This is a genomic window from Pseudomonas sp. C2B4, assembly GCF_013359695.1.
Classification (GTDB): domain Bacteria; phylum Pseudomonadota; class Gammaproteobacteria; order Pseudomonadales; family Pseudomonadaceae; genus Aquipseudomonas.
In genome coordinates this window covers 68,550-82,223 of record NZ_JABFMU010000014.1, presented here as the reverse complement: position 1 = coordinate 82,223, position 13,674 = coordinate 68,550, and the positions used below count along the sequence as shown (strand labels likewise).

Annotated in this window: 14 protein-coding genes; 7 read left to right on the top strand and 7 right to left on the bottom strand. The window is 61.2% G+C overall.

Translation table 11 applies throughout. The features are described from left to right. Nucleotides 1–59 precede the first annotated feature (59 nt). Nucleotides 60–734, top strand: coding sequence for a DNA-3-methyladenine glycosylase I (locus HNQ83_RS12285; RefSeq protein WP_175389199.1), 675 nt, complete (start codon nt 60–62; stop codon nt 732–734). An 88-nt stretch (nt 735–822) separates the two neighbouring features. On the opposite strand, the gene HNQ83_RS12280 is transcribed toward HNQ83_RS12285, so the two are convergent. The 3 genes from HNQ83_RS12280 to arsC are packed head-to-tail and all read right to left on the bottom strand — an operon-like array spanning nt 823 to nt 2,197. Then, nucleotides 823–1,248, bottom strand: coding sequence for a DUF2069 domain-containing protein (locus HNQ83_RS12280; protein WP_175389198.1), 426 nt, complete (start codon nt 1,246–1,248; stop codon nt 823–825). A gap of 2 nt (nt 1,249–1,250) precedes the next feature. Further along, nucleotides 1,251–1,847, bottom strand: a complete 597-nt coding sequence (gene wrbA, locus HNQ83_RS12275) for an NAD(P)H:quinone oxidoreductase (protein WP_175389197.1) — start codon at nt 1,845–1,847, stop codon at nt 1,251–1,253. Continuing rightward, nucleotides 1,844–2,197: an arsenate reductase (glutaredoxin) gene (arsC, locus tag HNQ83_RS12270; protein ID WP_175389196.1), complete on the bottom strand. Its 354-nt coding sequence runs from the start codon at nt 2,195–2,197 to the stop codon at nt 1,844–1,846. The genes wrbA and arsC overlap by 4 nt, the downstream gene beginning before the upstream one ends. A 114-nt stretch (nt 2,198–2,311) precedes the next feature. On the opposite strand from arsC, the gene HNQ83_RS12265 reads away from it, so the two are divergent. After that, complete coding sequence (locus HNQ83_RS12265; protein WP_175389195.1) at nt 2,312–2,779, top strand: TlpA disulfide reductase family protein; 468 nt, start codon at nt 2,312–2,314, stop codon at nt 2,777–2,779. Between the two features lie 72 nt (nt 2,780–2,851). Here the strand turns inward: HNQ83_RS12265 and HNQ83_RS12260 are convergent, their stop codons facing one another. The 4 genes from HNQ83_RS12260 to HNQ83_RS12245 form a co-directional block, all read right to left on the bottom strand. Then, nucleotides 2,852–3,256 carry an META domain-containing protein gene (locus HNQ83_RS12260; RefSeq protein ID WP_121105496.1) on the bottom strand — a complete coding sequence of 135 codons (405 nt, stop codon included), beginning with the start codon at nt 3,254–3,256 and terminating at the stop codon, nt 2,852–2,854. After that, nucleotides 3,256–3,690: a hypothetical protein gene (locus tag HNQ83_RS12255; RefSeq protein ID WP_084321985.1), complete on the bottom strand. Its 435-nt coding sequence runs from the start codon at nt 3,688–3,690 to the stop codon at nt 3,256–3,258. The genes HNQ83_RS12260 and HNQ83_RS12255 overlap by 1 nt, the downstream gene beginning before the upstream one ends. Before the next feature lie 77 nt (nt 3,691–3,767). Next, nucleotides 3,768–4,760, bottom strand: a complete 993-nt coding sequence (locus HNQ83_RS12250; RefSeq protein ID WP_175389194.1) for a 2-hydroxyacid dehydrogenase — start codon at nt 4,758–4,760, stop codon at nt 3,768–3,770. A 194-nt stretch (nt 4,761–4,954) separates the two neighbouring features. After that, a complete protein-coding gene (locus HNQ83_RS12245; protein ID WP_175389193.1) occupies nt 4,955–7,708 on the bottom strand; it encodes a response regulator in 2,754 nt (917 codons plus the stop codon). 215 nt (nt 7,709–7,923) lie between these two features. On the opposite strand from HNQ83_RS12245, the gene HNQ83_RS12240 reads away from it, so the two are divergent. The 5 genes from HNQ83_RS12240 (at nt 7,924) to rlmD (ending at nt 13,605) form a co-directional block, all read left to right on the top strand. Next, entirely contained in the window at nt 7,924–8,643 is a 720-nt protein-coding gene (locus tag HNQ83_RS12240) for a response regulator transcription factor (protein ID WP_175389192.1), read from the top strand. After that, nucleotides 8,633–10,036 (top strand): sensor histidine kinase, encoded by a 1,404-nt coding sequence (locus HNQ83_RS12235; protein WP_175389191.1) that lies wholly within the window; start codon nt 8,633–8,635, stop codon nt 10,034–10,036. The genes HNQ83_RS12240 and HNQ83_RS12235 overlap by 11 nt, the downstream gene beginning before the upstream one ends. Before the next feature lie 182 nt (nt 10,037–10,218). Further along, nucleotides 10,219–11,241, top strand: coding sequence for a YhcG family protein (locus HNQ83_RS12230; RefSeq protein ID WP_175389190.1), 1,023 nt, complete (start codon nt 10,219–10,221; stop codon nt 11,239–11,241). 109 nt (nt 11,242–11,350) lie between these two features. Then, nucleotides 11,351–12,253, top strand: coding sequence for a cysteine synthase CysM (gene cysM / locus HNQ83_RS12225; protein ID WP_175389223.1), 903 nt, complete (start codon nt 11,351–11,353; stop codon nt 12,251–12,253). Then, complete coding sequence (gene rlmD / locus HNQ83_RS12220) at nt 12,253–13,605, top strand: 23S rRNA (uracil(1939)-C(5))-methyltransferase RlmD (protein WP_175389189.1); 1,353 nt, start codon at nt 12,253–12,255, stop codon at nt 13,603–13,605. The genes cysM and rlmD overlap by 1 nt, the downstream gene beginning before the upstream one ends. Nucleotides 13,606–13,674 lie beyond the last annotated feature (69 nt).

Here is a 13,674-nt window from a genome sequence, read left to right as displayed (position 1 = left end):
GGCTCGCTCCCACAGGTTTTTGTTCACAGGTATAGGTTTTCAGTTTCCCGGGAGAGGGCATGCGCGACTACAAGTGGCTGAACGAGTACTGCCTGAACCGTTTCGGTTCGGCGGCTGAGCTGGAAGCCCATCTGCCCGTTCCCAGGACACCGGCGCAATTGCGTGACATCACCGATGATCGCTACCTGTCGACCATGGCCCTGCGTGTATTCCGTGCCGGTCTCAAGCACAGCCTGGTGGACGCCAAGTGGCCGGCCTTCGAGGAAGTCTTCTTCAAGTTCGACCCGGAAAAAGTCGTGCTGATGAGCGCCGAACACCTGGAGCGCCTGATGCAGGATGCACGGATTATCCGCCACCTGGGCAAGCTCAAGAGTGTGCCGCGCAACGCACAGTTCGTGCTGGATGTGGCCCATGAAAAGGGCAGCTTTGGCGCGATGATCGCCGATTGGCCGGTGACCGATATTGTCGGGTTGTGGACGTTCCTGAAGAAACGCGGCCATCAATTGGGCGGTCTGTCGGCTCCGCGTTTTCTGCGGATGGTCGGCAAGGACACTTTCGTGCCGAGCTACGACGTCGTGGCGGCGTTGAATGCACAGAACATCATCGACAAGGTGCCGAGCAGCCTGCGCGACCTGGCGTTGGTGCAGGACGTGTTCAATCAGTGGTACGAGGAGAGTGGCGGACGGCCGATGAGCCAGATCTCGATGATGCTGGCTTATACCGTCAACCATTAAGACGGGGTTGCCCCATTCGCGAGCAGGCTCGCTCCCACAGATTTCACGTGGTCCCTGTGGGAGCGTGCCTGCTCGCGAAAGCGATGTGTCAGGCGACGGAAATTTCGCCTTCACCCGCCAACTTTCGATTCAACTGATACCGCCACCGCACATACAGCAGTGCCGAGCAGAACACCGCCAGGCTCGCGCCCATCTCCAGCAAACCGAAGATCTGTCGATTCGGGTCATACGCGGCCAATGCGCCCTTGATGAAATACAGGTTCACCACAAAACACATCCACGAATGCCCACGCGGGCTGCCGACGATCATGCCGGGTGCCAACAGCAGCAGCGGCACCAGTTCGATCAGCAAAATCACCCAAGGCCGGGCGCCGTGCAAGTCGGCGACCAGCAGGTAGTAGATGCACAGCAGCCCTACCAGACCGAAAAAACACAGCAGGCTGATGACGCGCATGGCCCGGACACGGGGTTCAAGCCATTCGATGGCGGGCAGGATCTTTGGCTTCTTGGCCATGCTCAGCCCTCCAGTTTCTGGGCTGTCTTGGCCAGGCGCATACCCAGCGCGCGGCACAGCGCCACTTCGTGGCTATCCAGACCGCTTTTGCCATCGGCCCCGGCGTGGTGGCTGGCGCCGTAAGGCGTGCCACCGCCCTGGGTCTCCAGCAATGCCGACTCGCTGTAGGGCAGGCCGGTGATCAGCATGCCGTGGTGCAGCAACGGCAGCATCATCGACAACAAGGTGGTTTCCTGGCCGCCGTGCAGGCTCGCGGTGGAGGTGAACACGCCGGCCGGCTTGCCCACCAAGGCGCCGGTCAACCACAGGTTACTGGTGCCGTCGAGGAAGTACTTGAGGGGTGCTGCCATGTTGCCGAAACGGGTCGGACTGCCCAGTGCCAGGCCAGCGCAGTTTTTCAGGTCGTCGAGGCTGGCGTAGAGCGCGCCTTCGTCCGGAATGTCCGGGGACACGGCCTCGCATTCGGTGGAAATCGCCGGCACCGTGCGCAACCGCGCTTCAAGGCCGGCCTGTTCCACACCACGGGCAATCTGCCGGGCCATCTCGTTGGTCGAGCCGCTGCGGCTGTAATACAGCACCAGAATGTACGGCGCGCTCACGGCAACAGCTCCAGGATCTGCTCCGGTGGACGGCCGATGACGGCCTTGTCGCCGACTTCGAGAATCGGTCGCTCCATCAGTTTCGGATTCGCAGCGATGGCGGCGATCAGTTGTGCTTCGCTGAGGCTGCTGTCAGCCAGGTTGAGGGCTTTGTACTCGTCCTCGCCAGTGCGCAGCAGTTGCCGGGCGCTGATCCCCAGCTTGGTCAGCAGGTTCTGGATTTGTGCGGCATCCAGCGGGGTTTCCAGATAGCGAACCACAGTCGGTGTCAGGCCACGGGCTTCGAGCAGTTCGAGCGCACCGCGGGATTTCGAGCAGCGCGGGTTGTGATAAAGCGTCAGATCGGTCATGAGCGGGTCGCATCTTGTGTAAGGTGGCGGCTATTCTAACTGTGCAACGCGTAATCCAGAACCTTGGGAGGCAATGGGTCGCGGCAGTATTCTTTTTTCCACAAGGATCACGACATGACAAGGCGACTGGCAGCGGCATTGGCGATCATCGGAACGTTGATGCTGGGGGGCTGCGGTAACGACTACGGGATCGATCAGAATGGGCAGAAGGTCGCTGCCGAGCGCCTGGACAAGCAATGGCTTGTACTCAATTACTGGGCCGAATGGTGCGGCCCGTGCCGTACCGAGATTCCGGAACTGAACACTCTGGCCGAGCAGCTCAAGGCCAAGAGGATCGGTGTGTTCGGGGTCAACTTCGACAATGTGCAGGGCGAAGAGCTCAAGAGCGCGAGCGAGAAGCTAGGCATCAAATTCACTGTGCTGGCGCAGGACCCGGCCGAGTTGTTCGAATTGCCGCGCAGCGAGGCATTGCCGGTGACCTACATCATCGACAACAAGGGCAAGGTGCGGGAACAGTTGATGGGGGAGCAGACGGCGGCGGGGGTAATGGCGAAGCTGGAGGCGTTGCAGGCTAAAAACTGACCTGTGGCGAGAGAGCTTTTGTGGCGAGGGAGCAAGCTCCCTCGCCACAGATTTCACCAGGAAGTGGGTCGATCAACCCTCTTCGAGCCACCAACGCAGCGGCTTGCCTTCAGCTGGCCAGAAGCGCATCTGCTCGATCGACGAGACGTCCCAGCGCTGCACGTTTTCCAGGGCCTGAAGGAAGCGTTTTTCCTGCTCCATCAGGGCCGGCGCGCAGAGTTTGCGGGTGCTGCCAATCTTGCCGAAGCTCAGCTTGTTGCCTTCGAGCGTGTACGGCGCAAACCAGTGGTTGCAGCCGCCATTGCCGTAGGCGCGACCGTCTTCACCGAGGGTGATGGTCAGGTGGCTGTAATCCATCAGCGGGCGCTCGCCGATCCATTCCAGGATGTAGCTGCGGTTTTGTTGCAATTGCACAGGCTCGGCGGCGCAACCCAGCAGGCTTGCACCGACCATACCGGCCAGGGCGAGGCGTTTCATCACGCGGGCTCCTGGCATTTCGGGCAAAGATGTTTCTCGCCAACGGACTTCCAGCCCAACTCGGCAATCCGCGCGGTGGCCGCTGGTTTTTCAGCCTTGTTGCCCAGTTTGGCATCAACCGCGAACTCGAAACTCAGCTCCTTGGCGCAGCTGTCGCAGTTCACTTGCCACGTGTGAATCGCCAGTTCGCCGAACACCGGACCACTGGCCACCGCGACCCATTGGCCGGGCGGATTGATCAAGTGGCGCACCGTTTCGACGGTCAGGCGCATGGACAAGTCCTTGGCACCTTTGAGGGTCACGACCAGCACGTCATTGTTGCGAATCGAGCCACCGTTGCCGGTGACTTGATAGCGCCCCGGCACCAGGGCGCGGCATTCGGTGAGGGTGTGTTGCGGGTTCATCAGGCTGTAGCGGAAATCGTGTTCGACCATGGGTCCTCCAAATATGCGCGATATGCTAGCACGGGCATACGCGCAGCATGACGCGGGCAGATGACCTTCGATCAGGTTCAGTCGCCTTCTACACGATTCTCGGGCTTGCCCGCCCTCCAGGCCGCGATGTTGTGCAAGGTGGTCGCAGCAATCGCACCCAGGGCTTCGCGGGTCAGGAAGGCCTGGTGCGCGGTGACAATGACATTGGGGAAGGTCAGCAGTCGCGCGAGTACATCGTCCTGCAAGGGCAGGTCGGAACGGTCCTCGAAGAACAACTGTGCCTCTTCTTCATACACGTCCAGCCCTAGATAACCGAGCTGACCCTCCTTCAAGGCGTCGATCAGCGCAGGCGTGTCCACCAGGCCACCGCGGCCGGTGTTGATCAGCATCGCACCGGGTTGCATGTGCGCCAGCGATTCGCGGTTGATCAAATGCTTGCTCTGTTCGTTGAGCGGGCAGTGCAGGCTGATGATCTGCGCTTCGGCCAGCAGTTGCGGCAAGCTCAGATACCGGGCACCCAGTGCTTCGACCTGTGGGTTCGGGTATGGGTCGTAGGCGAGCAACTGGCAGCCGAAGCCGTTCATGATTTTGGCGAAGGTCGCGCCGATCTGCCCGGTGCCGACCACGCCGACGGTCTTGCCCACCAGATCGAAACCGGTCAGCCCGTGCAGGCTGAAATCGCCTTCGCGGGTGCGGTTGTAGGCGCGGTGCAAGCGGCGGTTCAGCGCCAGGATCAGCGCCACCGCGTGCTCGGCCACAGCGTGAGGCGAGTAGGCCGGTACGCGCACAACGGCTATTCCCAGGCGTTTCGCCGCCGCCAGGTCGACATGGTTGTAACCGGCCGAGCGCAGGGCGATCAGGCGCGTGCCGCCAGCGGCCAGGCGCTCGAGCACCGGGGCGCCGAGGTCATCGTTGATGAAAGCGCAGACCACCTCGAAATGCTCCGCCAATGCCACCGTGTCCAGACTCAGGCGCGCCGCTTGAAAGTGCAGCTCGATGCCGGCTGGCAGGTCGGCGGCGAGGAAACTGTCGCGGTCGTAGGTCTGGCTGCTGAAAAGAATCGTGCGCATGCTGTCCTCCGGGCGAGTGAGTCTTGAAGGCTTTCTTCCAATTCTGTAGGAGCGATCTTGCTCGCGATGGAGTCAAAGACGACGCGTTCATCCTGTATGTACGCGTTATCGTTGTCGACCATCGCGAGCAAGCTCGCTCCTACAAGTTTCGCGGTGAGCTTAGCGCTAAGGGATCATGGCGCACTTGCGCTGCGTCAGGCATTGATGCGTGCCTGGGCGGCGAGGCGATTGATCGCCCGGTCGAGTTCTTCAAGGGCGCCGAAAGCCTTCGGATCCTGTTGCTTGAGCAGGGTTTCGCTGCGTTGGCAGGCGGCGCGCAGTTGCGGTACGCCGCAATAGCGGGTGGCGCCATGCAAGCGATGAACGCGCTCGATCAGGGCGTTGTGGTCACGGCTTTCCTGCGCCTGGCGGATCGCTTCACGATCGGCTTCCAGCGATGCCAGCAGCATCGCCAGCATGTCCGCGGCCAGATCGGCCTTGCCGGCGGCCAGGCGCAAACCTTCTTCGTGATCCAGTACCTGCAGGTCATAGGCGCCACCATGGCTCTCGCCAGTGCGTTCCGGACCCTGGTTGCGCAGGGCCAGGCCACTCCACTTCAACACCACTTGTGCCAGTTGCCGTTCGCTGATCGGCTTGGTCAGGTAGTCGTCCATACCGCTTTGCAGCAACGCACGTTTTTCATTGGCCATGGCATGGGCGGTGAGGGCGACGATCGGCAGCGGTGTGCAATGCCGTTCGCTCTCCCACTGGCGGATTGCTTCGGTGCTCTGGCGTCCGTCCATGCCCGGCATCTGTACGTCCATCAGCACCAGATCGAAGGTCTCGGTCTGCACCGCTCGGACGGCGGCATAACCGCTTTCCACCGCAAGCACCTTGGCGCCCATGTCTTCGAGCAGGGTTTGCACCAACAGCAGGTTGGCCGGGTTGTCGTCGACACAAAGCACTTTCGGTGCGCGACTGGAGACCGGTTCACCGGGTTCGCTGCGGTTCTGGCGCGGGTTGACCAGATCGGACAGCGCGCGCCGCAACTTGCGCGTGCAGGCCGGTTTGGCCTGGAGCTGGCTGTGGGGGTTGGGCACCGAGAGGTGGAACAGGGTCTGTTCGGTGGTCGGGCACAGCACCAGCACTTTGCAGCCCAGGTGTTCGAGGTCCCAGATGGACTGGTTGAGGCGTTCCGGGGGCATGTCATTACTGGTGACACCCAGCACCGCCAGGTCAATCGCCTGATCGGTCTGATGTGCGGCGGTCACGCCATTGGTCAGGCTTTCGAGGGTGGTGAACGGGGTGACCGCCAGACCGCAGTCCTCCAGTTGGTGCTGCAACGCCTGGCGAGCCAGATCGTGATTTTCCAGCACCGCCACGCGTCGGCCGGACAGGGGCGGGCCGGGCAGATCCTCGGCGTCGTCGCGGGTTTTCGGCAGGCTCAGGCTGATCCAGAACTCCGAACCTTCGCCCGGCGTGCTGTCGACGCCGATTTCACCGCCCATCTGTTCGATCAATCGCTTGGAAATCACCAGCCCCAGGCCAGTGCCACCGGGTTGCCGGGACAGCGAATTGTCGGCCTGACTGAACGCCTGAAACAACGCGCGCACATCCTGGTTCGACAGGCCGATGCCTGTGTCCTGGATGCTGATGCGCAGCTGCACACTGTCTTCGTGCTCTTCTTCCAGCATGGCGCGGGCAACGATGGTGCCTTCGCGAGTGAACTTGATCGCGTTGCTGACCAGGTTGGTGAGGATCTGTTTGAGCCGCAGCGGATCGCCCACCAGCGACAGCGGCGTGTCGCGATAAACCAGGCTCACCAGTTCCAGCTGCTTGGCGTGGGCGGCGGGGGCGAGGATGGTCAGCGTGTCCTGCAGCAGGTCGCGCAGGTTGAACGGAATGTGATCGAGTACCAGTTTGCCGGCCTCGATTTTCGAGAAGTCGAGGATCTCGTTGATGATCCCCAGCAGGCTGTCGGCGGACTTTTCAATGGTGCCCAGGTAGTCGAGTTGGCGCGGGGTCAGTTCGCTTTTTTGCAGCAGATGGGTGAAGCCGAGAATGCCATTGAGCGGCGTGCGGATTTCGTGGCTCATGTTGGCCAGGAATTCCGACTTGATCCGGCTCGCCTCCAGCGCTTCCTTGCGCGCCAGATCGAGCTCGATGTTCTGGATCTCGATGGTTTCCAGGTTCTGGCGCACGTCTTCGGTGGCCTGGTCGACGCTGTGCTGCAGTTCCTCCTGGGCGTTCTGCAGGGTGCCGGCCATGCGATTGATGCCGGACGCGAGTTCATCCAGCTCCTGGCTGCCGAGGGGCGGCAGGCGGGTTTCCAGATGACCGTCCTTGAGCTGGGCCACGGCCTGCTTGATCTGGCTCAACGGCCGATTGATCGTGCGGCCCATGCGCAAGGCCAGCAATGCAGCGCCCCCCAGGCCCGCCGCGATCATCATCAGGCTGGCGAACAGGCTGCGGTAGCCGCGCAGCAGCATGCCGTTGTGGGACAGTTCGAGTTCGACCCAGCCCAGCAGGCGGTCGGCTTCATCGGGAATCAGGTCACCGGCCAGGTTGCGGTGTTTGCCAAACACCGGCAGCAGGTAACGTGTCGCGTCGCTGCCACTGCGACGCAGCATCTGCGAGCCGTCGCCCAGAGGCGCCTGATTGAGCATGGTCGGCCCGGCGTGGGCCAGCGGCGTGCGGTCCGGCGCGAGGAACGTCACGGCACGCACGTCCGGTTGTTCCAGCGACTCGGTGGCAATGCGCTCCAACAGTTCGGTGTTCTTGTGTCCCATGGCCGGCGCCACCAGCGGCGCCAGTTGCTCGGCGATCATTTCGCCGCGCTGCATGAGTTGGGTTTGCAGGTCCGATTGCTGCATCCAGGTAAAATAGCCGCCCAGGACCAACGCCATCAGGCTGGTCGGCAACAGCGTCAGCAACAGCACGCGGCCTTTGATTCCCAGTTTCTTGAGCACGCCTCTCTCCTGCATCCGGCTATCTATAGACCTGCACATGCATCCGGCACGCGCCACTTGCGCAGTGTAGCGATTTGAAGGCAGGCAATCTCCGTAAAATTGAAGTCGTCATTCGTCGGTCGAATCGGCACTTTCAAGTCTCGGCCGGTCCTCTGGCTTGCCCCGGGCGACGCAATCTTGAATAATTACCAACTGAGAATTATTTGCAGATACTCATGACTCCCAACGCCGTCGGCCATCCCCGCATCCTTTCCATCGAAGACGACCTTGTGCTCGGTGCTTATGTTCACGAGCACCTGGGCCGTAGCGGCTTTCAGGTGACCTGGTGCCAGAACGGCCAGGAAGGCCTGGATGCTGCCCGCCAGCAAGCCTTCGATGTGGTACTGATGGACATTCTGCTACCTGGCCTGGACGGGTTGTCCGTGCTGACGCAACTACGCCAGAGCCATTCCACGCCGGTGCTGCTCATGTCGGCGCTGGGTGCCGAGGCGGACCGCATCAGCGGCTTTCGCCTGGGGGCTGATGATTACCTGCCCAAGCCCTTCAGCATGGCTGAACTGCGGGTGCGCATCGAGGCGATCCTGCGCCGGGTGGCGCTGGATCGTCGACCGACGCCGACGGTCATTGCGCCGGTGGCGGACAGCCTGCGGTTCGACGATGAGCTGTTCGAGGTTTTCTATGGCGCAAGGGCGGCCGGCCTGACCCGCAGCGAGTATCGGTTGCTGGAAACCCTCAATCGCAATGGCGATGAAGTGTTGAGCAAGGCCTTCCTTTATCAGCATGTGTTGCAACGGGGCTACGCAGCCCATGACCGCAGCCTGGACATGCACATCAGTCAGATCCGTCGCAAGCTCAAGGCCATCGGCTACACCGAGCGCGAAGTGCGCACGGTGTGGGGCAAGGGCTACATCCTGAGTGCCGGCGATGAAATGTAAATTGCCGGGGCGGCATTCGCTGTTCTGGAAGCTGGCCTGTTTGCTGGTGGCGTTCTGTCTGCTGATGATCTGGCTGAGCTGGTCCTGGGGCCGTTACATGGAACAACGCAACCAGTTCCTGTCGGATGAAGCGCGCGGCACGCTGACGCGCTATGCCGCCGAAGCCGAGCAAGCGTGGCAGCAGCGCCAACAGGTGGGCGTCGATAACTGGTTGCAGAGCATGCGCCACCGTGAAACGAGTTGGGTGGGTGTCATCGGCGGTGATTTACAGTCGTTGAGCAGCTATACGCTGACGGACAAGGAAATCGAGCGCCTGACCTTTCTGCGGGGCCTGGATTGGCCCATCCACAAGAAAGGCCGGCCATGGATGCGTGTGCCGTTTCCTGGCGACCCGTCTGCCGGCAGTCTGGTGATCGAATTGCCCGACCGTTTTGTGCCCGGGCACTATCGGGTGTTCTGGCGCGTGATCACCAACGGCGTGATTCCAGGGTTGTTCACCTTGCTGCTCTGCGTCGGCCTTTATCGTTTGCTGGTGGTGCCGCTGAACCACCTGCGCGCCCAGGCCAATGCCTGGCGTGCCGACCAATTGAATGTCCGATTGTCGATTCGCACGACCAAACGTTCAGATGAGTTGGGCGAACTGGGCAGGGCGTTCGATCATATGTCCGAGCGTCTGCAAAGCACCGTCGCCTTGCAGCAGCAATTGCTGCGCGACCTGTCCCACGAATTGCGCACGCCGCTCAGTCGCCTGAGGGTGGCCAGCGAAAGCGAGCAGGGGTTGGATGCCTTGCGCGAACGCATTGGCCGCGAAGTCGATGGCATGCAACGGCTGGTGGAAGACACGCTGCAGCTGGCCTGGCTCGACACCGAGCGAACCCGTTTGCCCGACGAAGCCATTCAGGTCCAGGCCCTGTGGGAAATGCTCACGGAAAACGCCTGCTATGAAAGTTGCTGGCCGGACGGGCAGTTGCAGTGTCTGGTGGATTCGTCCTGCTGGGTGCGCGGTCACCTCAATACCCTGGCCCAGGCGCTGGAAAACATGTTGCGTAACGCGATTCGACATTCACCCGAGGGCGGCGTGGTCACGCTGGGTGGACAACGTGATGGCAAGTACTGGCATCTGTGGCTGGAGGATCAGGGCGGCGGTGTGGCGGACGCGGATCTGGAGCGGATCTTTTTGCCCTTCACCCGTCTCGATGGTTCGAGGCCGGGGGATGGCGGGTTCGGGTTGGGCTTGAGCATTGCCAGGAATGCCGTGCAGCGACAGGGCGGCAGACTTTGGGCTGAGAACACCGGGAGGGGGTTGCGGATGAATATGCGCCTGGTGGCGGATGATGCCTTCGCGAGCAGGCTCGCTCCCACAGTGGATGTGTGTCGACCACAGAGAGTGTGAACAACCAGGATTAAATGTGGGAGCGAGCCTGCTCGCGAAGGGGCCCTCGCAACAACAAGTACCCTGATTTTACCGGAGCGCTCCCGAGATTCTGTACGACTTTTCCCAAAGGGTTTCACCGGTCATTTCAAACATCCTTGGCGGTTTAAGCTCACGCTTTCCTCATGTTCAAGGAGTCATGCATGACCGTACCCCAGGTGCCCGGCCGTACAACCGACGATCGCTTCAATGAAGTGCTTGCACTGATTCAAAGCGCCAGGCGACAGGTCATGCAGGCGGTCAATACCCAACTGATCGAGTTGTACTGGCAGGTTGGGGCTTACATCAGCCGCAAGCTGGAGAGAGCCGAATGGGGTGATTCCGTGGTCGGTCAACTGGCCGAGCATCTGGCTCAGACTCAGCCGGGGCTGCGTGGTTTTACCCGGCCCAATCTGTTTCGCATGCGTCAGTTCTACGAGACTTACCGGAACGACGAGAAAGTCTCACCGCTGGTGAGACAATTACCCTGGACCCATAATCTGGTCATCTTCAGTCAAAGCAAACTCCCGGAAGAGCGGGAGTTTTACCTGCATATGGCTATCCAGGAAAAATGGTCGAAGCGCGAGCTGGAGCGCCAGTTCAAGGCGGCGCTGTTTGAACGCAGCGTGACCGAGCCGGCAAAAGTCTCCGCAATTCTGAAACACACCCACCCCTCGGCACTTGAGATTTTCCGTGACGCCTACATGCTCGAGTTTCTCGACCTGCCCGGCGCCCACGCCGAAACGGATCTGCATCAGGGCTTGCTGGCGCGTCTCAAGGAGTTTTTGATCGAGCTTGGTCGCGATTTCTGCTTTGTCGGCTCCGAATACCCGTTGCAAGTCGGCGGGCGTGATTTTGCGCTGGACTTGCTGTTCTTTCACCGCGGTCTCAACTGCCTGGTGGCCATCGAGCTCAAGGTCGGGCGTTTTGAACCAGAGTATTTGGGCAAGATGGGCTTCTATCTAGAAGCCTTGGATCGCGAAGAACGCAAACCTCATGAGAGCCCTGCAATCGGTGTCTTGCTCTGTGCCAGCAAGGATGATGAAGTCGTCGAATACGCCCTTAACCGCAGTCTGTCACCAGCGCTGATTGCCGAGTATCAGGTCCAACTGCCGGACAAACAGTTGCTGCAGGCCAAGCTGCATGAATTTTATGCCTTGAATGTCGCACAAACAGGAGAGGGCTGATTCAGCCGCTTATTCCCATAAACCATAAGCACCACACTTTGCGTGATATGGGCTGGCAAGGTTTGCCGGTATGATAGGCGCCCCCGCAGTCTGGATTGCGAATTACGCCATGACCTTGCAGTACCCAACCATCGCCGATTGCGTCGGCAACACTCCGCTGGTTCGTTTGCAGCGCCTGCCCGGCGCCACCAGCAACACCCTATTGCTCAAGCTCGAAGGGAACAACCCGGCGGGTTCGGTCAAGGACCGTCCGGCGCTGTCGATGATCACCCGCGCCGAGCTGCGCGGGCAGATCCATGCCGGCGATACGCTGATCGAAGCGACCTCGGGTAACACCGGGATCGCGCTGGCCATGGCCGCCGCGATCAAGGGTTACAAGATGATCCTGATCATGCCGGACAACTCCAGTGCCGAACGCAAGGCCGCCATGACCGCCTACGGTGCCGAACTGATCCTGGTCAGCCAGGAACAAGGCATGGAAGGCGCCCGAGACCTTGCGCAGAAGATGGAAGCCGAAGGCCGCGGCAAGGTGCTGGATCAGTTCGCCAACGGTGACAACCCGGAAGCGCACTACACCACCACCGGCCCGGAAATCTGGCGTCAGACCGAAGGCACCATCACCCACTTCGTCAGCTCCATGGGCACCACCGGTACCATCATGGGCGTTTCGCGCTACTTGAAAGAGCAGAACGACAACGTGCAGATCATCGGTCTGCAACCCATGGAAGGTTCGGCGATTCCAGGCATTCGTCGCTGGCCCCAGGAATACCTGCCGAAGATCTACCAGGCCGATCGCGTGGATCGGATCGTCGACATGGCGCAAAGCGAGGCCGAAGACGTGACCCGTCGTCTGGCCCGCGAAGAAGGCATCTTCTGTGGTGTGTCGTCGGGTGGTGCGGTGGCTGCCATGTTGCGTCTGTCCAGGGAAGTTGAAAACGCGGTGATCGTCGCGATCATCTGCGACCGAGGCGACCGCTACCTGTCGACCGGCATTTTCGACGCGCCCAACTGATGGCCAAGCATGAGAGAGGCCTGCGCTTCCAGCCCACGGGCGGCAGCAAGGCCCCGCAAGTCCCGACCGGTAAAAAGCAGCGCCTGACCATCGAGCGCCTGGCTAACGACGGCCGTGGTATCGCGTTTTTTGAAGGCCGTACCTGGTTCGTCATCGGCGCCTTGGCCGGTGAAGAAGTCGAGGCGCGCGTGCTCGGTGCCCACGGCAAAGTGGTCGAGGCGCGTACCGAGCGGGTCTTGAAGGCCAGCGAACTGCGCCGCCCGGCACCCTGCGCCCATGCTGGCCGCTGCGGCGGTTGCAGCGTGCAGCATCTGCCTCACAATGAACAACTCGCCCTGAAACAGCGCATGCTCGCCGAGCAACTGTCCAGGGTCGCCGGTGTCGAGCCCGAAGAATGGGCCGCGCCTCTGAGTGGTCCTGAATTCGCTTACCGTCGTCGCGCCCGTATAGCGGTGCGTTGGGACATGAAAGCGAAAAAGCTTGAAGTCGGGTTCCGCGCCGCCGGCAGCCAGGACATCGTCGGCATCGATGAATGCCCGGTGCTGGTACAACCCTTGCAGCCGATCATGACCCGCTTGCCGGAGATGCTGCGGCGTTTGAGCAAGCCGCAGGCACTCGGGCATGTGGAATTGTTCAGCGGTTCTTCGCTGGCGGTTTTGCTGCGGCACATGGCGCCGTTGTCCGATGCCGACCTGACGATCCTCAAGGATTTCTGCGCGTTCCATGAAGCCCAGTTGTGGCTGCACGGCGACGGTGAACCTCAGCCGGTCGAGGCCGGTCAATCCTTGGGCTATCGTCTGGAACAGTGGAGCCTGGATCTGGCGTATCGACCCGGGGATTTCGTCCAGGTCAACGCCGGGGTCAACGAAGCCATGGTGGCCCAGGCATTGCAATGGTTGAAGCCGACGGCGGATGAGCGAGTCCTCGACCTGTTCTGCGGTCTGGGCAACTTTGCCTTGCCGCTGGCGCAAACCGTTCGCGAAGTGGTGGCGGTGGAAGGGGTGCAGGTGATGGTCGAGCGGGCAGCCGCGAATGCCGTTAGCAACAATCTGCATAACGTGCATTTTTTTCAGGCCGATTTATCCCAGCCTTTGACCGATGCCGAATGGGCGCGTGAAGGCTTTTGTGCGGTACTCTTGGACCCACCGCGTGACGGTGCTTTCGAGGTGGTGCGCAAACTCAAATCGCTGGGCGCCGAGCGGTTGGTGTATGTGTCGTGCAACCCGGCAACGCTGGCGCGCGATACGGTTGAATTGATCAAGCAGGGCTACCGGTTAAAACGTGCCGGGATTCTCGATATGTTTCCTCAGACGGCGCATGTCGAGGCCATGGCGTTATTTGAAGCGAGCTAGGATGGCTCGTCTGGTCCGACTGGCCCGCCCGTGCAGCCGCGCATCAGCCCGACGTCGGCTCACGGGCAA